The sequence below is a fragment of the Citrobacter sp. R4 genome, from assembly GCF_026719175.1.
GTDB classification, from domain to species: domain Bacteria; phylum Pseudomonadota; class Gammaproteobacteria; order Enterobacterales; family Enterobacteriaceae; genus Citrobacter_A; species Citrobacter_A sedlakii.
The window spans coordinates 74904-98459 of the sequence record NZ_JAPPSU010000005.1 but is presented as its reverse complement, the minus strand read 5'-3'; the positions used below and the strand labels follow the sequence as shown (position 1 = coordinate 98459).

Sequence of the window (23556 nt, the reverse complement as noted above, 5' to 3'; positions counted from 1 at the left end):
GCAAATTTTGAATCTCTCAGGAGACAGGAATGAAAGTAACGCTGCCAGAGTTTGAACGTGCAGGAGTTTTGGTTGTTGGCGATGTCATGCTGGATCGCTACTGGTATGGGCCAACCAGCCGTATTTCGCCGGAAGCGCCGGTGCCTGTGGTCAAAGTGGATACCATCGAAGAGCGTCCGGGCGGTGCGGCGAACGTGGCGATGAATATTGCCTCTCTGGGGGCAAACTCCCGTCTGGTCGGGTTAACCGGTATAGACGACGCGGCGCGTGCGCTGAGCAAAACGCTGGCCGATGTGAATGTGAAATGCGACTTTGTTTCTGTACCGACCCATCCCACTATCACCAAACTGCGCGTGCTTTCGCGTAACCAGCAACTGATTCGTCTGGATTTTGAAGAAGGCTTCGAGGGTGTCGATCCGCAACCGCTTCACGAGCGTATTAACCAGGCGCTGAGTTCCATTGGCGCGTTGGTGCTCTCCGACTACGCCAAAGGCGCGCTGGCCAGCGTTCAGCAGATGATTGCGCTGGCGCGTAAAGCGGGCGTTCCGGTACTGATCGACCCGAAAGGCACCGATTTTGAGCGCTACCGCGGCGCGACCCTGCTGACGCCGAACCTCTCTGAGTTCGAAGCGGTGGCCGGGAAATGTAAAAGCGAAGAAGACATTGTTGAGCGCGGCATGAAGCTGATCGCCGATTTTGAACTGTCCGCGCTGCTGGTGACCCGCTCCGAGCAGGGGATGACGCTGCTGCAGCCAGGCAAGGCGCCGCTGCATATGCCGACCCAGGCGCAGGAAGTGTATGACGTGACCGGCGCTGGCGACACCGTGATTGGCGTACTGGCTGCTACGCTTGCCGCAGGCAACAGTCTGGAAGAAGCCTGTTTCTTTGCCAACGCGGCGGCAGGCGTCGTGGTCGGTAAGCTGGGGACGTCTACCGTTTCGCCGATCGAACTGGAAAACGCGGTGCGTGGCCGTGCGGAAACGGGCTTTGGCGTGATGACCGAAGACGAACTGAAGGTCGCCGTCGCCGCCGCGCGTAAACGCGGTGAAAAAGTGGTGATGACCAATGGCGTGTTCGATATTCTGCACGCAGGGCATGTGTCGTATCTCGCGAATGCGCGCAAACTGGGCGATCGCCTGATTGTCGCGGTGAACAGCGATGCGTCAACCAAACGCCTGAAAGGCGAAACGCGGCCGGTGAACCCGCTTGAGCAGCGCATGATCGTTCTCGGCGCGCTGGAAGCGGTGGACTGGGTGGTGTCGTTTGAAGAAGACACGCCGCAGCGCCTGATTGCGGGGATCTTGCCGGATCTGCTGGTGAAGGGCGGCGACTATAAGCCAGAAGAGATCGCCGGCAGCGAAGAAGTGTGGGCCAACGGCGGCGAAGTGTTGGTACTGAACTTCGAAGACGGTTGCTCAACCACCAATATCATTAAAAAAATCCAGAAAGAGAGCGATAACTAAAAGCGCTGCCCTGCGCCGGATAAACGCCACGCTGGCGGGTAACTTGCCAAAGTGTGATATCCGGCATCTTAATTGCGCACATTATGTACAAACCCGTCACCGGGACGGGTAAATACTGAAATCAGAAAAAGCATATGGCCTTAGCAGAGTTTCACAAACTGGAGGGTATGCTGATGAACAACACGGTTTATTCGTTGAACAATTTTGATTTCCTGGCGCGCAGTTTTGCCAGAATGCAGGCTGAAGGTCGCCCGGTGGATATCCAGGCCGTGACAGGCAATATGGATGAGGAGCACCGCAGTTGGTTTTGCAAACGCTATGCACACTACTGTCAGCAGGCGATGCAAGCGAGAAAATTAGAAGTGGAACACTAAACGACTCAACGGGCCTTGCGGCCCGTTGCTGTTTTTACTCCTGCGGTTCTACCGGCGGGATGGCAGGCGCGGGTTTGACTTCGTCGCTGATACCGCTCTGACGCGCTTCCAGCTCGCTCAACCGCTGTTCAAGCAGCGCCAGCTTTTCACGGGTACGCAACAGCACCTGCGTCTGCACGTCAAACTCTTCGCGGCTCACCAGATCGAGACGCGTCAACTGAGACTGCAGCGTCTGACGGATCTTTTTCTCGACATCTTCCCCGAACTCCCGGATCCCTTTCGGCATCGACTCGTGAACCTGGCGAGCGATCTGCTCAATTTTTTTCGGGTCAATCATAGTGGTTTCCCTGAACTGGTAAGTGTTAAAGCACATTGTAGTGCGATATGCGCAAGGCATAAACCAGAATTGTGTGAAGCTTATGCGGGTAAAGGCGTTGATGAAGGTAATCAATAGCGTTATAGTTATTCCGCTTATTCTCAGGGCGGGGCGAAATTCCCCACCGGCGGTAAATCAGCGATGTTCATCACTTTTCGTGTTGCAGTTCATCCTGCAGCGGCGTGAAAGTTGAAGGACCGGCTGAAAGCCCGCGAGCGCTTCAGATGCGAATTTGAAGGTCAGCAGATCCGGTGTAATTCCGGGGCCGACGGTTAAAGTCCGGATGGGAGAGAGTAACGATCCAGTCGGGCACGGACCCGCTCACGTTATTTTTTTGCCGCTTGTCGGTACTCCTAAGACTGCCCTGATTCTGGTAACCATAATTTTAGTGAGGTTTTTTTACCATGAATCAGACGCTACTTTCCTCTTTTGGTACGCCTTTCGAACGTGTTGAACATGCGCTGACTGCGCTGCGCGAAGGCCGCGGTGTGATGGTGCTTGACGATGAAGATCGCGAAAACGAAGGCGATATGATTTTCCCGGCAGAAACCATGACCGTTGAACAAATGGCGCTGACCATTCGTCACGGCAGCGGTATTGTTTGCCTGTGCATCACCGAAGATCGCCGCAAGCAGCTCGATCTGCCGATGATGGTGGAAAATAACACCAGCGCTTACGGCACCGGTTTTACCGTGACCATTGAAGCCGCTGAAGGCGTGACCACCGGCGTTTCCGCCGCTGACCGCGTCACCACCGTGCGCGCGGCGATTGCCGATGGCGCGAAGCCTTCCGATCTGAATCGTCCGGGACACGTCTTCCCGCTGCGTGCTCAGCCTGGCGGCGTGTTGACCCGTGGCGGCCACACTGAAGCGACCATCGATCTGGTGACGCTGGCTGGTTTCAAACCTGCGGGCGTGCTGTGTGAACTGACCAATGATGATGGCAGCATGGCGCGCGCGCCGGAGTGCATCGACTTTGCCAATAAACACAATATGGCGGTAGTGACGATCGAAGACCTGGTGGCATACCGTCAGGCCCACGAACGTAAAGCCAGCTAATACCTCCTTGCCGGATAGTGGTTAAAGCACCTTATCCGGCAAATTTCCCTTATTTGCCCTTCTTATCGGTTAATAAACACCCAACCTTTTTCTCTATGATCGAAATCATCATTTCGATTTCATACTGTGCCAGTATATAAATATACCTAAAAATAGGTATGTTAATTTTAACGCTAAATATCTGTTAATGTTAAATTTAAAGGGAAAAGGATGTTTATTGCCTGGTATTGGATTGTGCTAATTGTACTGGTCGTGGTGGGCTATTTCTGCCATATGAAGCGTTACTGCAAAGCGTTTCGCCAGGACAGAGATGCGCTGCTGGAAATTCGTAATACATTGCTGCGTCGGGACGAACAAACGCGTGTTCTGACTAAAGAGCAGGAATAGTCGCTTCCTGCTCTTTCTGCGTTATCCCAGCCCCATCGTCTGAAGGACGACGAGGCTTAGCCCCATCACTGACATGCCGCAAAGAACGCCGTAACTGGGGTTGTTATTTGGATCGATCTCTTTTGCCAGCGGCATCAGCTCATCGACCGACAGCGCCACCATAATGCCCGCCACTGCAGCCATAATGGCGGCCATGACCACAGGCGAAACCAGGCTGCCGAGAATCAGCCATGCCAGAACGCCGCCCAGAATTTCGGCCATGCCGGAAATGCCTGCCCAGAAGACGGCCGTTCGCTTCGAGCCTGTCGCGGCGTATACCGGACCGGCTACCGCCAGCCCTTCAGGAATGTTGTGCAAGGCAACGGCCAGCGCCACGCCAAATCCAAGTTCGAGGTTACTGCTGGCGGTAACGTAAGTGGCGATGCCCTCCGGAAAGTTGTGCAAACTGATACCGAGCGTCAGCAGGACAGCGGTGCGCTTAATCGAACCTGGAAGCGGCTGCGTTGTTTTTTGTACCAGATCCTGGGGATGAGCGTGTGGTAGCAGACGGTCGAGGCCAAAATAGCCCAGCAGGCCGATAATAAACATTCCGTAGCCGAGAAGCGGCGACATGCCTTCCGCGGCCAGTGCCGCAGGCAGCATCTCCATTAAAGAGATGAGCAGCATGATCCCGGCGGCAAATCCGAGTGAAAACGCCAGCAGACGGTTCGAGGGTTTCTGGCCCAGGACGCCTAAAAACGCGCCGATAAACGTGGCGGCGCCCGCCAGTAAGGTCAGAAGTAAAGGTACTGACATCAATAACTCCTTAAAAATTCACCTGACCTTCAAAATAACTGATGATCATCATCATGGTTATCTGAGTTCTTCATATATCGAAAGAGCGTATGGTAAGACTCATAAAATGACTCCCTGAGTAAGGATATCATCATGTCTTCAATTCGTATGCCAGCTTTGTTTTTGGGGCACGGCAGCCCCATGAACGTGCTGGAAGATAATCTGTATACCCGCGCCTGGCAGCAACTGGGGGAGCGTCTGCCGCGTCCGAAAGCGATTGTGGTGGTGTCCGCTCACTGGTACACGCGCGGTACTGGCGTGACCGCAATGGACGCGCCAAAGACGATTCATGATTTTGGCGGTTTTCCGCAGGCGCTGTACGACACGCATTATCCGGCTCCCGGTTCGCCGGAACTGGCACAGCGGCTGGTGGAGCTTCTGGCGCCGGTGCCGGTTACGCTCGATAAAGAGGCCTGGGGTTTTGACCATGGTTCGTGGGGCGTGTTGATCAAAATGTATCCGAATGCCGATATTCCCATGGTGCAGTTGAGCGTCGACAGCACCAAACCGGCGGCCTGGCATTTTGAGATTGGACGTAAGCTGGCGGCGCTGCGTGACGAAGGAATTATGCTGCTAGCCAGCGGTAATGTGGTGCATAACTTGCGCACTGTCCGCTGGCACGGTGACGACGCGCCTTATCCGTGGGCGACCTCGTTCAATGATTTTGTTAAAGCGAATCTGACCTGGCAGGGACCGACAGAACGGCATCCGCTGGTCAACTATCTCGACCACGAAGGCGGTCCGCTGTCGAATCCAACCCCGGATCACTTCCTGCCGTTACTGTATGTATTGGGCGCATGGGATGGTAAAGAGCCAGTGACCCTTCCCGTAGAGGGGATCGAAATGGGCAGTCTGAGTATGCTGTCGGTACAGGTGGGTCAGGCCGGATAAGGCGCTTTGCGCTCTCATCCGGCACCCTTAATCATTCGACAAAGATATGCGGGTAGAAGCGGGACAGATCCTGAGTGATCAGCGCGCGGTCTTCACGTATGCCGATCCCGGCAGGCTGATCGTTGATCAACCAACTACCGATCAGCATATAGCTGTCGCCAAACTTCGGCAGCGGATGGAACTGCTGCACGATCATGCCTTCTTCGCCGTAAGGGCCTTCCACCGCTTCGATCGTTTTACCGTTCTCTATGATGGAGACGTTAGCGCCTTCACGCGAGAAGATCGGCTTCACGACAAATTTTTCCATTTGCGGATGATCGTCCTCTGCGAAGTACGCAGGCAGCAGATTCGGATGGTCAGGAAACATTTCCCACAGCAACGGCAGCAGCGCCTTGTTGGAAATAATGCTCTTCCAGGCCGGTTCCAGCCAGCGAACGCCTGCGTCTTCCAGCTTGGTAGAGAACATCTCACGCAGCATAAATTCCCACGGATACAGCTTGAACAGGTTGGCGATCACCTGATCCTGCAGGTCCGTAAACTGGCCTTTCTCGCCCAGCCCGATATCTTCGATGTAGAGGAATTCGGTGGCGATTTCCGCTTCTGCGGCGCAGTCCTGCAGATACTGAATGGTTCCGCGATCCTCAACGGTGTCCCGGCAACAGGTGAGATGCAGAAGCTGAAAACCGTACTGCTCGCGCAGCTCGGCGAAACGCGCGATAAGTTTTTCCTGGAGGCTGTTAAACTGGTCGCTACCTTGCGGCAGGTTACCCGCGTTGAGCTGATCTTCAAGCCAGATCCACTGGAAAAATGCGGCTTCATACAGCGAAGTCGGCGTATCGGCGTTGTTTTCCAGCAGCTTAGGTTCGCCGGTGCCGTCCCACGCCAGATCGAGGCGTGAATAGAGCGAGGGCTGGCTCGTTTGCCAGGACTGACGAACGAAGCCCCAGGTATGCTTGGGAATGCGGAATTTGGTCATCAGCGCGTCGCTGGCGATCACTTTTTCGACCACCTTCAGGCACATCTGGTGCAGTTCAGCAGTCACCTCTTCCAGCTTTTCAACCTGCGCCAGCGTCAGCTTGTAGTATGCCTCTTCACACCAGTACGGTTCACCGTACATGGTGTGAAAATTGAACCCATATTCGTTGGCTTTATCGCGCCAGTCCGGGCGCTCAGTGATACTGACTCTTTCCATGCGGATCAGCCACCCATTGAACGCGTGGAGGTGCCGCTGGCGCTACGCTGCATGGTGTTCTGTTTGGCGACAGATTCACCAAAGCCGCCGCGCGTGACGGTCGAAGTGGTGGCAGGCTTCGGCGCCATGGCGGTTTTCGGCACCGTCATGCTGCGACCTGGCGTGGCGGCGCCATAGTTTTTGCCGCTTGCGTCGGTATATTTGCCGTATGCCGGGCTGGCCGGGTTTTTCGAGCTGAACAGCGGCTGCTGCGCGAAACCTGCGCCGCCGCCCATCATCCGACCCATCATGTAACCCGCCATTAACGGCATCCAGAAGCTGCCGCTGGACTGCTGCGCTTGCGCCTGTCCTTCAGGGGCCATACCGGCCTGGGCTGGCGCCTGCTGGCACTGGCCTTCGCCAAATTCGGCCACGCAGTCTTCGCGGGACGCGTATTTCGGCGCGGTACGTTCGGCTTCTTTCAGCGCGTTGTTGTAAGTTGCAGTACACTCCGCGCTTTTACCCGGATTGGCTGCCGAGCAGTCATCCGCATTCTGATACAGCGATACGGTTTCGTCGCTCTTTTCACATCCCGCCAGCATAAACACAGCGGTAACGGCTAACGCCACAGGCGTCAGGTGACGCGCGCTCCAGCTTTTGCGGAACGCAGCGTGTTTGATGGATTTTGTCCGTTTCATTTTCGTCTTCCAGGACCCAGTGGTAATTACTGCTCAGGATAGAGGATGAGTGGTTGAAAATGAAGCGAGAAGGGGCAGGAATGCGGCTGAATCGTGGGATCTTTACGTTGTCTTACGTTCAGCAGCGATTTTGTGCCGATCGGCGGCTGCGCCTTATCGGGCCTACGTAGCGGTAGGCCCGATAAGCGAAAAGCCGTCTTAATTGCGGAACGGGTTACTGCCGGAGGTCGTCCGGGCTGACGCTGGCTGTACGGCAGTGGCGTTACCGTTAAAGTTATCCACGGCGGCGTCCTGCTGCGGGGTTTCCGGCGCTACGCTGTCCGGGCTGGTCGGAATTGGTTTGCCCAACGTGTTGTTCAGCGCCACCAGATCCTGCTCGTTCAGCGTACCCAGTGCGGATTTGATATTGAGCTGGTTGATCAGGTAGTTATAACGCGCATTCGCCAATTGCTGCTTGGCGTTATACAGCGTGGTGGTCGCATCCAGCACGTCAACAATCGTACGCGTACCCACAGAGTAACCTGCTTCCATCGCGTCTAATGAGCTTTGCGCAGAAACAACCGCCTGTTTGTAGGCGTTAATACTGCTGATGGAAGCATTAATGTTATTGAAAGACGAACGTACGGTCTGTACCACGCTGCGGTGCGCGCTTTCCAGCTGCTCGCTCGCGCCGACAAAGTTGTACTGCGCCTGTTTCACCTGCGAGTTCACCATACCGCCCTGGTAGATCGGCAGAGAGAAGCTCAGGCCCACTTTGTTTTGGCCCATCTCACTGTCGTCATATTGCGAACCGGCAGCGCCACGAGTTTTGGAACCGCTGTATGAGGTGTCGGAAACGCCGGTCGAGGCGGTTAAATCCAGTGTCGGCAGATGGCCGTCCTGCGCCTGGCGAATTTGCTCGCGCGCCAGATCCTGGCTCAGACGCGCCTGCAACAGCGTCAGGTTGCGGTTTTCCGCTTCTTTCAGCAGGGCGTTTACCGGCTGCGGCTTGTCGGTTTTAAAGCTGTCGACGTTCAGCGACGCCAGCTCCGGGTAGTAGTTGCCGGTAACCTGACGCAGTTCTTCGACAGCGTTGTCGAGATCGTTACGCGCGGTCACTTCGTTCGCCAGTACGGTATCGTACTGTGAACGGGCGTTCTGCACGTCGGTAATGGCCACCAGACCCACGTTGAAACGTTGAGTGGTTTGATCCAACTGACGATAAATCGCCTGTTTCTGCGCCTGGGTGTAAGAGAGAACGTCAATGGCGTTCAACACTTTAAAGTAGGCACTGGCGGTGTTTAGGATCAGCGTTTGCTGGTCCGTCTGAAAGGTGACGTCCTGAATGCCCGCTGATTTTTCCTGCAGGGTCAGCGCGCGCCATTTCGACATATCGAAAAGGGTCTGCGTTAATTGCAGAGAAGCGCTGGTGGCGTTAGAGTTCACGCCGTTCGCGTCACGGTAGCCGTTGCTGTAGGTGTAATCGGCACCCAGACCCAGTTGAGGCAGTAAAGGACTACGTGCTTCGTTGATTTTTTCGAATGCAGCATCGCGATCGGCGGCGGATTTACGCAGTTCCGGGTTGCTCAGGCGTGCTTGCTGATAAACTTGCATCAGGTTCTCTGCCTGGCTCAGTGTGCTGAACCCCGACAGGCTCAGGCCGATAAGGATGGGGAGCAATTTCTTCATTTGCATTCCTTGTTGTGAAGCAGTATTTAGCGCTGATCAAATTTTAGAAAAATAATTGCCGATTCTAGCAGAATCCGCCACTGCAAAAAGTTGGCGTTATGTGCCATCAGGCGTTAATTTGCACCAATTTACCACAAGGTCGCTAAAACAGCAGTCAAACGCCCTTGAAATTCACATTTAAATCACTATTGGTACAGGACGGCACAATGCGTAAATCAGGCAACTCGCCCGTAACTTTCACCAAAAACGATGTAGAAATTATTGCACGAGAAACGCTATATCGCGGTTTTTTTTCGATGGATCTTTACCGCTTCCGCCACCGCTTGTTCAACGGTGAAATGAGCCAGGAGGTGCGGCGCGAAATTTTTGAGCGCGGTCACGCCGCAGTCTTGCTACCCTTTGACCCTGAGCGGGACGAAGTGGTGCTTGTCGAGCAGGTCCGAATTGCGGCCTATGACACCAGCGACACGCCGTGGTTACTGGAACTGGTGGCCGGCATGATTGAAGACGGCGAAACCGTCGACGACGTCGCGCGCCGTGAGGCGATGGAAGAAGCCGGCATCGTGGTGAAACGGACGAAACCGGTGCTCAGTTATCTGGCAAGTCCGGGGGGCACTAGCGAGCGCTCGTCAATTATGGTGGGTGAAGTGGACGCCACGACCGCGAACGGGATTCACGGTCTGGCTGATGAAAACGAAGATATTCGGGTTCATGTGGTAAGCCGGGAGCAGGCTTATCAATGGGTTGAAGAGGGGAAAATTGATAACGCGGCTTCCGTCATTGCCCTGCAATGGTTGCAGTTGCACTATAAAGAGTTAATACACGAGTGGAAAAAATGAAGCGCTATACACCTGACTTTCCTGAAATGATGCGTCTGTGCGAAACCAATTTCTCACAGCTACGCCGCCTGCTGCCGCGCAATGACGCGCCTGGCGAAACAGTAAGCTATCAGGTGGGCAACGCACAATATCGGCTAACGGTTGTTGAATCGACCCGATACACTACGCTTGTTACGATCGAGCAGACGGCGCCGGCAATCACCTACTGGAGCCTGCCGTCGCTGACGGTCCGCCTCTATCATGACGCGATGGTGGCTGAAGTGTGTTCAAGTCAGCAGATCTTTCGCTTCAAAGCGCGGTATGATTATCCCAATAAAAAGTTGCACCAACGCGACGAAAAGCATCAAATTAATCAGTTTTTAGCCGACTGGCTGCGATACTGTTTAGCACATGGAGCGATGGCGATTCCGGTTTACTAGCGTCGTGAAACCTAAGGACACCATTTGGAAAGCCTGTTAAACCTTCCTCTGGCTGGTGAGGCCAGGGTCAGGATCTTACAAATTACCGATACTCACCTGTTTGCCGAAAAGCACGAAACGCTGTTAGGCGTGAACACCTGGGAAAGTTACCAGGCCGTGCTGAAAGCGATTCATGCCGAGGGGCAGGAATACGATCTGATCGTGGCGACAGGGGATTTAGCGCAGGATCAAAGCGCGGCGGCCTATCAGCATTTTGCTGAAGGCATAGCCAGCTTTCGCGCGCCTTGCGTCTGGTTGCCAGGCAACCATGACTTTCAGCCAGCCATGTACAGCGCGTTGCAGGAGGCGGGGATCTCGCCAGCCAAGCGCGTGATGATTGGCGAACACTGGCAGATCCTGCTGCTCGACAGCCAGGTGTTTGGCGTACCCCACGGCGAACTGAGCGAATTCCAACTGGAGTGGCTTGAGCAAAAGCTGGCGGAAGCGCCGGAACGTCATACGTTGCTGCTTCTGCACCATCATCCGCTGCCTGCGGGCTGCAGCTGGCTGGATCAGCACAGTCTGCGCAACGCCGCGGAGCTGGACAGCGTGCTGGTGAACTTCCCGCGCGTGAAATATCTGCTTTGCGGACACATTCATCAGGAGCTGGATCTCGACTGGAATGGCCGCCGTCTGCTGGCGACGCCATCAACCTGCGTCCAGTTCAAACCGCACTGCGCTAACTTTACCCTCGACACGATTGGTCCTGGCTGGCGTACACTGGAGCTGTTTGCTGACGGTTCGCTACATACGGACGTCTGTCGTTTAGAGGGGACTGAGTTTCGCCCCGACACCGCGTCAGAAGGCTACTGATGTCTACGCTTCTTTATCTTCACGGCTTCAACAGTTCGCCTCGCTCGGCGAAAGCCTGTCTGCTCAAAGACTGGCTGTGCGCACAGCATCCTGACATTGAGATGATTGTGCCGCAACTGCCGCCATACCCGGCCGATGCCGCAGAAATGCTGGAGTCGATCGTGCTGGAGCACGGTGGGGAACCGCTGGGTGTCGTCGGGTCTTCTTTGGGCGGCTACTACGCGACCTGGCTGTCGCAATGCTTTATGCTGCCCGCTGTCGTGGTCAACCCGGCGGTGCGGCCTTTCGAACTGCTGACCGACTACCTCGGCCAGAACGAGAACCCCTACACGGGGCAGCAATATGTGCTAGAGTCTCGTCATATTTACGATCTTAAAGTCATGCAGATTGACCCGCTGGAAGCGCCAGACCTTATCTGGCTGCTGCAACAGACGGGGGATGAAGTGCTGGATTACCGCCAGGCAGTGGCGTACTACGCGTCCTGCCGCCAGACTGTAATCGAAGGTGGAAACCACGCATTCACGGGCTTCGAAGATTATTTCAACCAGATTGTCGATTTCCTTGGACTGCACAGTTGCTGACAATCATTTCGAACTGCTATTAAAACCATGACGCAAACTTATAACGCTGATGCCATTGAGGTACTCACTGGGCTTGAGCCGGTGCGCCGCCGCCCGGGGATGTACACTGATACCACCCGTCCCAACCATCTTGGGCAGGAAGTGATTGATAACAGTGTGGATGAAGCACTGGCAGGACACGCGAAACGCGTGGACGTCATTTTACATGCCGATCAATCGCTGGAAGTCATTGATGACGGGCGCGGCATGCCCGTCGACATTCATCCTGAGGAAGGCGTCCCGGCGGTTGAACTGATCCTTTGCCGACTGCATGCGGGCGGTAAGTTCTCCAACAAGAACTACCAGTTCTCCGGGGGGCTGCACGGAGTCGGGATCTCGGTGGTGAACGCCCTGTCGAAGCGCGTGGAAGTGAACGTGCGCCGCGATGGTCAGGTGTATAACATTGCGTTTGAAAACGGTGAGAAAGTGCAGGATTTGCAGGTTGTCGGGACGTGCGGTAAACGCAACACCGGCACCAGCGTTCACTTCTGGCCGGACGAAACCTTTTTTGATAGCCCACGTTTCTCCGTTTCGCGCTTAACGCATGTGCTGAAGGCGAAAGCGGTGTTGTGCCCCGGCGTGGAAATCACCTTTAAGGACGAGGTCAACAACAGCGAGCAACGCTGGTGCTATCAGGATGGTCTGAACGACTATCTCGGCGAGGCGGTTAACGGCTTGCCGACGCTACCGGAAAAACCGTTTATCGGTAATTTCGAAGGCGATACGGAAGCGGTCGACTGGGCGCTGCTCTGGCTACCGGAAGGCGGCGAACTGCTGACCGAAAGCTACGTCAACCTGATCCCGACCCTGCAGGGCGGGACGCACGTAAATGGTCTGCGTCAGGGGCTGCTCGACGCGATGCGCGAATTCTGCGAATACCGCAATATTCTGCCGCGCGGCGTGAAGCTGTCGGCAGAAGACATCTGGGATCGCTGCGCCTACGTGCTTTCCGTGAAGATGCAGGATCCGCAGTTTGCCGGTCAAACCAAAGAGCGCCTGTCGTCCCGTCAGTGCGCGGCGTTCGTTTCCGGCGTGGTGAAAGATGCGTTTACCCTGTGGCTGAACCAGAACGTCCAGGCTGCGGAACTGCTGGCGGAAATGGCGATCTCCAGCGCTCAGCGTCGTCTACGCGCGGCGAAAAAAGTGGTGCGTAAAAAGCTGACCAGCGGTCCGGCGCTGCCGGGGAAACTGGCGGACTGTACCGCTCAGGATCTGAATCGTACCGAGCTGTTCCTCGTCGAAGGGGACTCGGCGGGCGGTTCGGCCAAGCAGGCGCGCGATCGTGAATATCAGGCGATCATGCCGCTTAAAGGTAAGATCCTCAACACCTGGGAAGTCTCCTCGGATGAGGTGCTGGCCTCTCAGGAAGTCCACGACATTTCGGTGGCGATCGGCATCGATCCGGACAGTGACGATCTCAGCCAGTTGCGCTACGGCAAGATCTGTATCCTTGCGGACGCCGACTCCGACGGTCTGCACATTGCCACGTTGCTCTGCGCGCTGTTTGTGAAGCACTTCCGGACGCTGGTGAAGCAGGGGCACGTCTACGTTGCGCTGCCGCCGTTATACCGTATCGATCTCGGCAAAGAGGTCTATTACGCCTTAACGGAAGAAGAAAAAGCGGGCGTGCTGGAACAGCTCAAGCGTAAGAAAGGCAAGCCAAACGTTCAGCGCTTTAAAGGTCTGGGTGAAATGAACCCGATGCAGTTGCGTGAGACAACGCTGGACCCGAACACCCGCCGTCTGGTGCAGCTTACCATCAGCGATGAAGATGACCAGCGTACCAATGCGGTGATGGATATGCTGCTGGCGAAGAAACGTTCTGAAGACCGTCGCAACTGGTTGCAGGAAAAGGGCGATCTCGCGGATATTGAGGCATAGTTGTTCGCTTTTGCGCAAAGCCCGTTACGCCGCCGCCATCCGGTAAAGCTAAGAGTACCGGATGACGGCGGTAGCATCAGGTGGCGTGTTTTTTCCGGTACTGCAACGGCGTCTCGCCAATTCCCTTGCCAAACGCGCTGATGAAGTAGGTCACGTCCGAAAAGCCCACCTGTCGGGCGATATCACGCACGCTGGCGTTGCTGTGTAGCAGCGCCTCGCACGCTTTTCGTAACCGTAATGTATTGAGATAGTCGAGAATGCTTTCGCCCGTCTCATAATGAAAGCGGCGCGAGACGTAGCTTTTCGATTTCCCCACCTCTGCCGCCAGCGCATCGAGCCGGAATTTGTGCCGGTAATTTTCATCAAGCCAAAACATCACCTGGCTGGCGATTCCGCTGTCTGTCGCTGTCAAATTGACGTTATCCTCGGGTAACAGGCTTAATAAACTGAGCAACAGGCAAGAGACCTGTTCCGTATTGAGCGGCTTGCGGACGGCCATTTTTTCGTAGCGACTGAAAAGAAAATCGACGTGCGGATGAATATCCGCCGCGTCGGTCACCCAGGCTTCGCCGCCGCGCAGACTCAGGTTTTGCAGACGCTGATGGTTATGCGGAAAGTCGCGTAACGCCTTCAGCACCGCATGGTGATCGAGATGGATAATGGTGCGCCGGTAGCCATCCTGGGCCCGTTCATCGACCATAATTTTATGCAGCGTAAAGGGCGGGAAAAAGAACATCCTCCCTGGACGCATGGTGTATTGCTTGTGATCGACAATCACCACGCCAAATCCTTCCTCTACGTACAACACCTCAAGACACTGATGCCAGTGGTGATACCGCACTGTATTGGCAAACAGGCGACTGAACGAGGCAATGGCATCGTTCAGGGTGATCAACTCCAGGCGTTCTTCATTAAGCGGTGCGTTCATAGTGCAACAGATTTAAATTTTGATCGTCCTGGATTTGTTTATAAACCCTATTTTTAAATTTTCTCAATCACTGTTTTACTTCGGTGATAACGGTGTGACTGAGATAACATTTCCGCTTATCAGCGATTCACTATGATTTGTCCACTTAATCTGGAGGACAGGCTATGTGGACGGCTGCTGAAGAAACATCAAATCCTTTGTCATCACGCGAAGACGTAACGCGCGCCGTTAATGACATCGTACGTGCGCTGGACAAGCAGTTTCCGGCGGGGAAGGCGCAGTTTTCGCTGGGCAATACCTGCGCGCATTACAGCGTGGATATCGCCTGCATGGAGGGGCTTTCCCGCGCGCTGTGGGGGCTGTTTCCGTTGCTGGCGGGCGGCGCGGAAGTGCCGTTCGCAGAGAAGTATATTCAGGCGATTAAGCTGGGCACCGATCCGCATAGCTCTCAGTACTGGGGCGATACAGGCCCTTACGATCAGCGCCTGGTTGAAATGGCCGCTTACGGTTTGGGTCTTGCGCTATTGCAGACGCGGTTGACTGATGCGTTCAGCGTTGACGAACGGGAAAATCTTCATCGCTGGCTGAATCAAATCACTGACGCGCAAATGCCCGACAGTAACTGGAACTACTTTGCCATCATCGTGCAGCTCGGGTTCAAGCGCGCCGGTTTACCGTTCGATCAGGCTGCGATTGATCGCCGTTTTGCCATGATGGAAGCCTATTACCTCGGCGACGGCTGGTATTCCGACGGTCCCGGGCGGCCGAAAGATTATTACATCTCAATGGCCTTCCATTTTTACGGCCTGCTATACGCCACCCTCAGTCCGGATGACGTTGAACGTGCCGCGACGCTGCGCGAACGGTCGCGGCTGTTTGCGCAGGATTTTATCTACATGTCGGCGGCGGACGGCGCGTCGGTGCCATTCGGGCGCAGCCTGACCTACCGCTTTGCAATGGTGGCGTTCTGGAGCGCAGTGGCGTTTGCCGGGCTCGACGTGTTCTCTCCGGGGGTGGTGAAAGGGATCATTCTGCGCCATCTGCGCTGGTGGCAACAGCAGTCGATTTTCGATCGTGAGGGTATCCTGACGCTGGGTTTTGCCTACCCGAATCTGGTCATGTGCGAGGACTACAACTCGCCCGGTTCCCCTTACTGGGCGCTGAAGGTATTTTTAATCCTCGCCCTGCCGTCAACGCATCCTTTCTGGCAAGCGGAGGAACTGCCGCTTCCTGCGCTTAGCGAAACGCGGACCGTCCCGCACGCCGGGCAAATTTTGCAGCACAGCGAGCGTTCGCAACATGTCACCCTGTTGACCTCCGGCCAACTTGAGTTGAACAACTACGTCAACACCGAAGCCAAATACACCAAATTTGCTTACTCCAGCCGCTTTGGTTTCACCCTCGAACGCGGACGCTATGGCCTGAAACACGCGGCGTGCGACTCCATGCTGCTGCTGGCGGACGGCGACAACTATTATCGCGGTCGACGGGGTTGCGACGCGGTCAGCGTACGTGAAAACGTCATCTTTTCGCGCTGGTCGCCGTGGCATGACGTCATTATCGACACCTGGCTGGCGCCGTTTGGTGAATGGCATATTCGCCTGCACCGTATCCACAGCGCCCGTACCTTACAGACGGCGGAAGGTGGATTTGCGGTGATGAAAGCGGAGCATCGGGTAAGCGAACGCGGCTGCGAAATCAACGCCAGCAACGGCAGCAGCGCGATTGTCGATCTGTCGCCAGCGATCCGTCGTCAACCGGACAGCGTCGTCACGCCGCCGAACAGCAGCATTATGTTCGCAGAGTGCGCGTCCATCCCCCTGCTGTTAACAACAATTACCCCGGGCGAAACCTGGCTGTGCTGCGCAGTGTCGGCTCAGCAGAAAAGCGATGCGGCTGTTCCGCAACTGGAAATAAACACAGACCAGGTCGTTATTCGCGAACCTGGAAGCTCACGTCAACTGTCGTTCATTTTATAAAAACTGGCGCCCAGTGCGTCGGCGAGGATGATATGAATAAACTCTCACTTAATAACAGAGTGGAATATTACAAAATTAGTAGCTTTATATTCCTCTACTTCTTTACCTGGTCAGCCAGTATTGGTCTTTTGGCTATTTGGTTAGGACAAAAAGCACAGCTCAGTGGAACGGTAATTGGCACCGTGTTTGCCGTTAATGGCATATTTTCAGTCATTCTTAAACCCATTTACGGCTATATTCTCGATAAGATCGGCATGAGCAAATATCTGCTCTATTTTGTGGTGATCATGTCTGCGTTAATGGCGCCGTTCTTTATTTACGTCTACCAGCCGCTGTTGATGTCCAATACGATGCTGGGGATTATTATCGGCGCAATCTACCTGAGCTTTGCCTGGTATGCTGGTGTGGCGGCCTGCGAATCCTATTCGGATCGCTATAGCCGTCTTAACGGAATGGAGTTCGGTCAGATCCGTATGTGGGGCTCCCTCGGCTGGGCTGTCGCGTCCTCGTTTTCCGGTCTGCTGTTTAACCTCTCGCCGGCTTATAACTTTATTCTTGGCAGCGTGGCGTCGGTGGTGATGCTGATCGTCCTGTTGAGCCTGAAGGTCAACGTCAACGCGGCTAACGCGGCGGACGTCCTGACGAAAGATAAGATCGTTCCGGCGGACGTTTACGCGCTGTTGCGTAACCGTAAATTCTGGGCTTTCTGCCTGTATGTCGCGGGCGTGGCGTGGATGATGTTTATCGCCGAACAGCAATTTTCACGCTATTTCGTCACCTTCTTCTCGGATGTTAATGAAGGAAATGCCGTGTTTGGCTATCTCGGCACCGTACAGTCGGGCATGGAATTTGTGATGTATATGGTCATTCCTCTGTTCGTGAATGCCATTGGCGCGAAACGCGGGTTATTGATTGTCGGGGTAGTGGTCGGGGCGCGACTGGTTATTTCCGGAATCTGCGATTCCCATCTGCTTATTTCCATTCTTAAGCCGCTGTACGGTCTGGAAATTTGTTTGCTGCTGGTATCGGTATTTAAATATATCGCGGAACATTTTGATAAACGTGTCAATGCGACCATGTATTTGTTGGGCTATCAGGCGATGCTGTACGTCGGCAACGTGGTCGTCTCCTCGCCCGCTGGATTAATGTATGACCGTATTGGTTTTGAGAAAACCTATATCATTATGGGCGTTATTGCTCTGACCTTTACGTTGATTTCCGCCTTTACCTTATCGGCATGTCAAAGTAAGCGCCGGAATACTGCCGCGCTGGATATCGCTGAAAATAACGCTTCAAGATAAATTACGTCAAAAGGAACCGAAAAATGTTAAATCATATCGTTGAGGAAACGTTGCGCGAATTTCCTGGCAGCCCGGTCAATGTGGGGGCATTTCAGGATCAAATGAGCAGTGCGCGGCAGCATGTCCTTGAGCTGATTAGCCGTCATTTAACGGAATTCGGTGATAAATTCCCCGCCGAGACCTGCGTCAAAGGTTTTTACCCGTTAACGGACAACGTTGAGTGGACCACCAGTTTCTGGACCGGGCAACTCTGGCTGGCCTGGGAGATGAGCGGCGACGCGAAGTTCCGCGAGATGGCGGAAAAGCACGTGCGCTCATTCGGTTTGCGGATTGCCGGACGTCATGACACCAACACCCATGACCTCGGCTTTCTGTATACGTTGTCCTGCGTGGCGGCCTGGCGGCTGACGGGCAACCGCGACGCTCGCGGCTTTTCACTGATGGCGGCAGAGGCGCTCCTTGAGCGCTTCCACGAAAAGGCGCGGATCATCCAGGCATGGGGCGATCTTAACGATCCGGAGCAGGCCGGACGCATGATCATTGACTGCAACATGAATCTGCCGTTGCTCTACTGGGCGAGCGAGCAGACGGGCGACATGCGTTTTGCCGAGGCGGCAAAAGCGCACGTGTCGCAGGCGGCGAAATATCTGATTCGTGAAGATGCCTCGACGTTTCACACCTACTACATGGATGTCAAAACCGGCGCGCCGCGCTATGGCAACACACAGCAGGGCTACGCCGACGATTCATGCTGGTCGCGCGGGCAGGCGTGGGGCATTTACGGCTTCTTGTTGAGCTATATCTACACCGGCGATAAAGAGATGGTCTCGCTGTCGAAAAAGCTGGCGAACTATTTCCTCAACCGTCTGCCGGAAGATGCCGTCTGCCACTGGGATCTGGCGCTGGTGGGAACCGACGCGCTGCGCGACGCCTCGTCGGCGGCCATTGCGGTTTGCGGCCTGCTGGAGCTGATCAAGCATCTGCCGGTTACCGATCCGGATCGTGAACGCTATCAGCAGTGGGCGATGGGTATCATGTCCTCGCTGACGGCGCATTATGTGATGGCGAAGGACGAGAAGGGCAACGGCCTGCTGAAGCATTCGGTATATCATCTCTCCAGTCATAAGGGCGTCGATGAATGCGCGAGCTGGGGGGATTATTTCTATGTGGAAGCGCTGATGCGTTTCACCCAGTGCTGGAAGCTGTACTGGTAAGCCCTTTCCGCGTCAGGCAATCCCTGACGCGGAGAATATCTTATTGATCCAGACAGAGAGGTCTATTACGCTCAAACGAAGGCGAGAACGCGGGTGTGCAGGAACGTAATCTGGCGGGTATCGACAGGTGGATAGCTGATACCGGGGATGGACGCCGAACTACGTAATAAGGAAACAGAATGAACAACACACATCTCGCCCGAAACGTCGACGCGTTAAAACCGTCGGCGATCCGCGAATTATTAAAACATAGCAAAATGCCCGGCGTCATTTCCCTCGGCGGCGGAATTCCCAGTCTTGAACTGTTCGACAAAACCGGTCTTGAACTCGCCACCCAAAAAATGATGGCAACGCAGTTTCTGGACGCGTTTCAGTACGGTCTGAGCGAGGGATATCCTCCGCTGCGTGAGGCCATCAGCCAGCTTTGCCTGGGGCGCGGGATTCATGCCGCGCCGGAGCGAATTCTGATCACCAACGGGTCTCAACAGTCGCTGGATATTCTGGTCAGAACGTTGATTAATCCGGGCGATAAAGTGGTTGTTGAGCGCCCGACCTACCTTGCCGCTCTACAGGTATTGCAGCTGTCGCAGGCGAATATCCTCTCTGTCGGTACAGACAAAGACGGCATGATTGTTGATGAGCTGGAGCAGTTGTTGCAGCGCCATACCATCAAAGCCCTGTATGTCGTTCCTACCTTTGGCAATCCGGGCGGAGTGGTGCTGAGCGATGACCGTCGCCAGAAGCTGGTGCAACTGGCGAAACAGCACAACTTTGTGATTATCGAAGACGATCCTTACGGTGAAATCAACTTTACCGGCCAGTCCTACACAACCCTCTTCCAGCATGCGGCGCAAGCCGGTTGCCCGGAGCAGGTCATTTATACGTCGACCTTCTCCAAAATTCTGGCGCCGGGGCTGCGCGTGGGCTGGGTGGTGTTGCCGGAATGGATGGGGCAGAAGGCGACTATCGTGAAGCAGGCGACCGATCTGCATACCAGCGCGCACTCACAGGCGTTGGCGGCCAGCTATCTGTCGCTGGGACGCTTAGCAGAGCAGATTACGGTGATCCGTCAGGCTTATCGTGAGAAGTGCTATTTCCTCGCCGATATGATGCGCAGTGAACTGGGCGAGCATATTACTTTCCATATGCCGCAGGGGGGGATGTTCCTGTGGGGGACCTTCCGTTACGACGTCGACACCACGGCCTGGCTTTCCCGTACGCTGGAGGAAAAGGTCGTGTATGTTCCGGGGGAGTTTTTCTATAGCGATAACCCGGACAAGCGCACGCTGCGACTCTCTTTTGCCACGCCAACGAAGAATGAACTGGAAGAAGCGGTGCGCAGACTGAAAAGGGCGCTGCCGTAAAAAAATCGCCGGGTCGCGATGGTGTGTCGACCCGGCGTGACGCAGGAGACGCTTAAATGCCGGATTCGAGAATACGGATATTCATCTCCAGCACGTCGCCTTTTACCGCTTCGCTATAGGCTTTCATATGCGGGGTTTGCAGGTGCGCTTCAAGATGCGCGATGCTTTCCCACTGCTCAATCATCACGATTGAGTCAGGCGCAGTGGTCTGAAAACTCACGCCCGCGGCGTGATCCACCATCGGCGCATAGCCGTGGCAGCCTTCTTCCTTCAGGACGGTAGGAACGATTTTCGCAAACTGATCCAGTACTGCCTGGCGGTGATGTTGACCCGGACGGGTGCGAATTTCAGCAATAACTGTAAGCATGGTTAACTCCTTCTAATTCCAGACGACTAGTTAACCAAAAATTGCGTCCAGATGCTCGCGATATTCTGCAATGTGACGCGGAACATCCGGCATTTTAATGACGTCATTAGCGATATAGGTCGGCAGCGGCGTCATGCCCAGGAACTGGTTCGCTTTGTGGAACGGCAGATACACGCCGTCAACGCCCACGCCGTGGAAGAATTGATCTTTCTCGGTAAAGGCTTCCATCGGGGCGTTCCAGGTCAGAGAGAGCATGTATTTGGTGCCCTGAATCAGACCGCCGGAACCGTATTTCTTCGATGCGTCGGAGCGGGTACGGCCATCGCTGGCGTACAGCGTACCGTGGCCTTCGGTGAATACATCATCGATATATTTTTTTACCGTCCACGGCGCGCCCATCCACCAGCCCGGCATCTGCCAGATCACCACGTCAGCCCAGACGAAGTTCTGCACTTCTTCTTTTACATCGTACTCGCCGTCAGCGCGAACGATGCGAACATCATGCCCGAGGTCGCGCAGCGTGCCGTCCGCGACTTCGGTCAGGGTGTCGTTAAGTTGACCATTAGAGTGGGCGAATTTTTTCGCGCCGTTGACGATCAGAATGTTGCTCATTTTTTACCCTCTGGAAAATGCGTTTGAGGGCCATTTTACGCCGCAAAACGGCGCGGTGAAATGAGCAAAATGTGCAAAGTCTTTTGCTTCTGACGCAACAATCCGCTATCGCCAGTTCACCGTGGCTTCGAACCCACCGTCGGGCGCATTGCCAAACGCCACCGTCATGCCGTGCAGCGTGGCGATGCGGCGGACAATCGATAAGCCCAGGCCGCTGCCGGTAACGCGCTGCCCCGGGGGGCGGTAAAAGCGCTTGCCAATGTGGTCCAGCGCCTCTGGCGTAACGCCAGGGCCGTTATCTTTAACGGAAAAACCATTATGCCGCAGCGTGACCTGGACAATACTGCCCTGCGGACTGTAGCGAATGGCGTTATCCAGCAGATTGCGCACCAGCAGGCTGAGCAGCAGCGGCTGACCTGTGCGCTTTACATCGTGCGCGACGAGGTGCAGGCGCACATCGATATTCGCCTGTTGCGCCGGATGGTAAATGTCCATCACCGCAGACTGCAGAACGTCATCAAGCGCAAGCGTGGTGACGTCCTGCAGATTATCCAGCGAGTCGAGCCGGGAAAGCGTCAGGAGCTGATCGACCAGGCGGGTTGCGCGGTCGATGCCGGTATGCAACTGGAGTAGCGCCTTTTTCCGCGCCTGCGGGTCATCGTCAGACAGTTGCGCCACTTCGGTTTGCACCTGCAACGCCGCCAGCGGACTGCGCAGCTCATGGGCCGCGTCCGAGGTGAAGCGCCGCTCGCGCATCATCATGTCGTGCGTGCGGGTAAAAAGCTGGTTCAGCGAGTCGATCAGCGGGCGCACTTCGCTTGGTACGCCCTGTGAACTGAGCGGCTCGTTGGATTCCGGGTCGCGTAAACCTAACGTCCGGGCCATCTTTTTCAGCGGTTTCAGTTCGCGATGCAGTAGCATAATCAACAGCAGCAGCATCAGCGGCAGGGCGATAAGCCAGGGGATGAGCTGCGCGCTGACGATCGCCAGCGCCATGTCTTCGCGGTATTCCCACTCCTGACCCACCACAATGCGGTAATTACCGTCGGCGGACGTCAGCCAGACAAAACGCCAGAGATCGTCGTCGCCGATCAATCGTCCATTGTCAAACCCTTCCCGGCGGTAGCTGTAGGGGATGTACTGACCGTTGTCGCCATCGTGCAGCACCATTTTGCCGTCGAGGGTGTAAACGGCGAACACCAGAACGTCATCGTCGATATGGCCGTGTTTAAATGTCTTTGGCGTATGGGCCATCCGCTCGGAGGCTTTAAGTTCATCAATGTCCAGCGTAATCAGCCGTTTGGCGAACAGCATCAACTGCGTGTCAAACAGCTCGTCCACATTGTCGGTGGTCTGTTTCCAGGCGACGAAACTCGATGCTCCCCAGGTCACCGCCGCCAGTATCAAAAAGATGAGTGTGAGCCTGACCCGCAGGCTGAGCCGTTTTGTCACCGTTATGCCTCACCGAGCGTGTAACCGATGCCGTGCACGGTGCGAATGAAATCGCTACCCAACTTACGGCGCAGATGATGAACGTGAACCTCAACGGCGTTGCTGGTGACCTCTTCGTCCCAGTTATACAGTTTTTCTTCGATACGTTTTCGCGGCAGCACCCGGCCTTTATTGCGCATCAGCAATTCCAGCAGCGCGAACTCTTTTGGCTTGAGCGCTAAGTTTTCACCCGCCAGCGTGGCGGTCAGACCGCCGGGATCCAGCGTCACCTGACCGTGGTGGAGTTCGCTGCTGGCCTGCCCGCTGGCGCGGCGCATAAGCGCTTCCAGCCTGGCGGCGACCTCAATCAGCGCAAAGGGCTTGCAGAGATAATCGTCCGCGCCGAGGCGTAAACCTTCAACCCGCTCCGCCAGCGCATCGCGCGCGGTCAGAATCAGTACCGGTTCGCGTTTACCCTGTTCGCGCCAGTCGCGCAGAATATCGCGCCCGTCCATGCCCGGCAGCGACAGGTCGAGAATGACCGCGTCGTAAGGCGCGCTGTAAAGCGCCTCTTTTCCCTGGCGCCCTTCGGTAAACCAGTCGACGCTAAACCCCATTTTACTCAACCCCGCTTTGATGCCGTCGCCAATCAGCGCGTCGTCTTCAACCAGTAAAATCCGCATCTTTTCTTCCCTGGATCCGCCTTCATCACGGCAAGTAAACCCCGAGGTCGCCCGCGATGTACAGTAAAAAAATGTCTTTTTTTTGGCTTAAGAACTTGTTAAGGATTAACTTATGTAATGGACATGAAATGACATGAAAGGGAGAA

The 23556-nt window shown here is 55.2% G+C and carries 24 protein-coding genes and 1 riboswitch; of the genes, 14 read left to right on the top strand and 10 right to left on the bottom strand.

Going from position 1 to position 23556, the window contains the following annotated elements; genetic code table 11:
* The first annotated feature begins 29 nt into the window (after positions 1 to 29).
* Together hldE and glgS are read left to right on the top strand one after the other, a co-directional pair.
* Positions 30 to 1463, top strand: a complete 1434-nt coding sequence (gene hldE / locus OOJ60_RS12885) for a bifunctional D-glycero-beta-D-manno-heptose-7-phosphate kinase/D-glycero-beta-D-manno-heptose 1-phosphate adenylyltransferase HldE (protein WP_042289305.1) — start codon at positions 30 to 32, stop codon at positions 1461 to 1463.
* A gap of 167 nt (positions 1464 to 1630) precedes the next feature.
* Positions 1631 to 1837 (top strand): cell surface composition regulator GlgS, encoded by a 207-nt coding sequence (glgS, locus tag OOJ60_RS12880; RefSeq protein WP_082636864.1) that lies wholly within the window; start codon positions 1631 to 1633, stop codon positions 1835 to 1837.
* Between the two features lie 34 nt (positions 1838 to 1871).
* Here the strand turns inward: glgS and ubiK are convergent, their stop codons facing one another.
* Entirely contained in the window at positions 1872 to 2174 is a 303-nt protein-coding gene (gene ubiK, locus OOJ60_RS12875) for a ubiquinone biosynthesis accessory factor UbiK (RefSeq protein WP_042289303.1), read from the bottom strand.
* A gap of 132 nt (positions 2175 to 2306) precedes the next feature.
* Positions 2307 to 2512, top strand: a riboswitch (FMN riboswitch).
* Between the two features lie 105 nt (positions 2513 to 2617).
* Between ubiK and ribB the strand changes: the two genes are divergently transcribed.
* The gene (gene ribB, locus OOJ60_RS12870) at positions 2618 to 3271 is read left to right on the top strand and encodes a 3,4-dihydroxy-2-butanone-4-phosphate synthase (protein WP_042289301.1); all 654 of its coding nucleotides are present in this window, start codon (positions 2618 to 2620) and stop codon (positions 3269 to 3271) included.
* Between the two features lie 210 nt (positions 3272 to 3481).
* The gene (locus OOJ60_RS12865; RefSeq protein ID WP_042289298.1) at positions 3482 to 3658 is read left to right on the top strand and encodes a hypothetical protein; all 177 of its coding nucleotides are present in this window, start codon (positions 3482 to 3484) and stop codon (positions 3656 to 3658) included.
* A gap of 21 nt (positions 3659 to 3679) precedes the next feature.
* Here OOJ60_RS12865 and zupT read toward each other — a convergent pair whose 3' ends face one another.
* Entirely contained in the window at positions 3680 to 4453 is a 774-nt protein-coding gene (zupT, locus tag OOJ60_RS12860; RefSeq protein ID WP_199957051.1) for a zinc transporter ZupT, read from the bottom strand.
* A 132-nt stretch (positions 4454 to 4585) separates the two neighbouring features.
* On the opposite strand from zupT, the gene ygiD reads away from it, so the two are divergent.
* On the top strand, positions 4586 to 5383 hold the full coding sequence (ygiD, locus tag OOJ60_RS12855) for a 4,5-DOPA dioxygenase extradiol (protein WP_060570847.1): 798 nt from the start codon (positions 4586 to 4588) through the stop codon (positions 5381 to 5383).
* 31 nt (positions 5384 to 5414) lie between these two features.
* Here ygiD and OOJ60_RS12850 read toward each other — a convergent pair whose 3' ends face one another.
* The 3 genes from OOJ60_RS12850 to tolC all read right to left on the bottom strand — a co-directional run bounded on the left by OOJ60_RS12850 (position 5415) and on the right by tolC (position 8926).
* Complete coding sequence (locus tag OOJ60_RS12850; RefSeq protein ID WP_042289291.1) at positions 5415 to 6575, bottom strand: glutathionylspermidine synthase family protein; 1161 nt, start codon at positions 6573 to 6575, stop codon at positions 5415 to 5417.
* A 5-nt stretch (positions 6576 to 6580) separates the two neighbouring features.
* Complete coding sequence (locus tag OOJ60_RS12845) at positions 6581 to 7252, bottom strand: DUF1190 family protein (protein ID WP_042289288.1); 672 nt, start codon at positions 7250 to 7252, stop codon at positions 6581 to 6583.
* 198 nt (positions 7253 to 7450) lie between these two features.
* Positions 7451 to 8926: an outer membrane channel protein TolC gene (tolC, locus tag OOJ60_RS12840; protein ID WP_269535573.1), complete on the bottom strand. Its 1476-nt coding sequence runs from the start codon at positions 8924 to 8926 to the stop codon at positions 7451 to 7453.
* 200 nt (positions 8927 to 9126) lie between these two features.
* Between tolC and nudF the strand changes: the two genes are divergently transcribed.
* The 5 genes from nudF to parE are packed head-to-tail and all read left to right on the top strand — an operon-like array spanning position 9127 to position 13531.
* Entirely contained in the window at positions 9127 to 9759 is a 633-nt protein-coding gene (gene nudF, locus OOJ60_RS12835; protein WP_042289285.1) for an ADP-ribose diphosphatase, read from the top strand.
* Entirely contained in the window at positions 9756 to 10178 is a 423-nt protein-coding gene (locus OOJ60_RS12830) for a DUF1249 family protein (RefSeq protein WP_012907621.1), read from the top strand. Before nudF ends, OOJ60_RS12830 begins: the two co-directional genes overlap by 4 nt.
* 24 nt (positions 10179 to 10202) lie before the next feature.
* Positions 10203 to 11030 carry a 3',5'-cyclic-AMP phosphodiesterase gene (cpdA, locus tag OOJ60_RS12825; protein ID WP_042289280.1) on the top strand — a complete coding sequence of 276 codons (828 nt, stop codon included), beginning with the start codon at positions 10203 to 10205 and terminating at the stop codon, positions 11028 to 11030.
* Positions 11030 to 11611 carry an esterase YqiA gene (gene yqiA / locus OOJ60_RS12820; RefSeq protein WP_042289277.1) on the top strand — a complete coding sequence of 194 codons (582 nt, stop codon included), beginning with the start codon at positions 11030 to 11032 and terminating at the stop codon, positions 11609 to 11611. Before cpdA ends, yqiA begins: the two co-directional genes overlap by 1 nt.
* A 27-nt stretch (positions 11612 to 11638) precedes the next feature.
* On the top strand, positions 11639 to 13531 hold the full coding sequence (parE, locus tag OOJ60_RS12815; protein WP_181822077.1) for a DNA topoisomerase IV subunit B: 1893 nt from the start codon (positions 11639 to 11641) through the stop codon (positions 13529 to 13531).
* Positions 13532 to 13607: 76 nt separating this feature from the next.
* Here the strand turns inward: parE and OOJ60_RS12810 are convergent, their stop codons facing one another.
* Complete coding sequence (locus OOJ60_RS12810; protein WP_205612682.1) at positions 13608 to 14459, bottom strand: helix-turn-helix transcriptional regulator; 852 nt, start codon at positions 14457 to 14459, stop codon at positions 13608 to 13610.
* A gap of 164 nt (positions 14460 to 14623) precedes the next feature.
* Here OOJ60_RS12810 and OOJ60_RS12805 point away from each other — a divergent pair, with 164 nt between their 5' ends.
* The 4 genes from OOJ60_RS12805 to OOJ60_RS12790 all read left to right on the top strand — a co-directional run bounded on the left by OOJ60_RS12805 (position 14624) and on the right by OOJ60_RS12790 (position 20317).
* Positions 14624 to 16438, top strand: coding sequence for a DUF2264 domain-containing protein (locus OOJ60_RS12805; RefSeq protein WP_205612681.1), 1815 nt, complete (start codon positions 14624 to 14626; stop codon positions 16436 to 16438).
* Positions 16439 to 16470: 32 nt separating this feature from the next.
* Entirely contained in the window at positions 16471 to 17739 is a 1269-nt protein-coding gene (locus OOJ60_RS12800) for an oligosaccharide MFS transporter (protein ID WP_060570843.1), read from the top strand.
* A 23-nt stretch (positions 17740 to 17762) separates the two neighbouring features.
* The gene (locus tag OOJ60_RS12795) at positions 17763 to 18953 is read left to right on the top strand and encodes a glycoside hydrolase family 88 protein (protein WP_205612680.1); all 1191 of its coding nucleotides are present in this window, start codon (positions 17763 to 17765) and stop codon (positions 18951 to 18953) included.
* A 179-nt stretch (positions 18954 to 19132) separates the two neighbouring features.
* A complete protein-coding gene (locus tag OOJ60_RS12790) occupies positions 19133 to 20317 on the top strand; it encodes an aminotransferase-like domain-containing protein (RefSeq protein ID WP_205612679.1) in 1185 nt (394 codons plus the stop codon).
* Between the two features lie 52 nt (positions 20318 to 20369).
* On the opposite strand, the gene OOJ60_RS12785 is transcribed toward OOJ60_RS12790, so the two are convergent.
* The 4 genes from OOJ60_RS12785 to qseB all read right to left on the bottom strand — a co-directional run bounded on the left by OOJ60_RS12785 (position 20370) and on the right by qseB (position 23410).
* Positions 20370 to 20684 (bottom strand): putative quinol monooxygenase, encoded by a 315-nt coding sequence (locus tag OOJ60_RS12785; protein WP_042289259.1) that lies wholly within the window; start codon positions 20682 to 20684, stop codon positions 20370 to 20372.
* 30 nt (positions 20685 to 20714) lie between these two features.
* On the bottom strand, positions 20715 to 21296 hold the full coding sequence (locus OOJ60_RS12780; protein WP_205612678.1) for an NAD(P)H-dependent oxidoreductase: 582 nt from the start codon (positions 21294 to 21296) through the stop codon (positions 20715 to 20717).
* 105 nt (positions 21297 to 21401) lie between these two features.
* Positions 21402 to 22754, bottom strand: coding sequence for a quorum sensing histidine kinase QseC (gene qseC, locus OOJ60_RS12775; protein WP_042289247.1), 1353 nt, complete (start codon positions 22752 to 22754; stop codon positions 21402 to 21404).
* A complete protein-coding gene (gene qseB, locus OOJ60_RS12770; protein WP_042289246.1) occupies positions 22751 to 23410 on the bottom strand; it encodes a quorum sensing response regulator transcription factor QseB in 660 nt (219 codons plus the stop codon). The genes qseC and qseB overlap by 4 nt, the downstream gene beginning before the upstream one ends.
* Between the last annotated feature and the right edge of the window lie 146 nt (positions 23411 to 23556).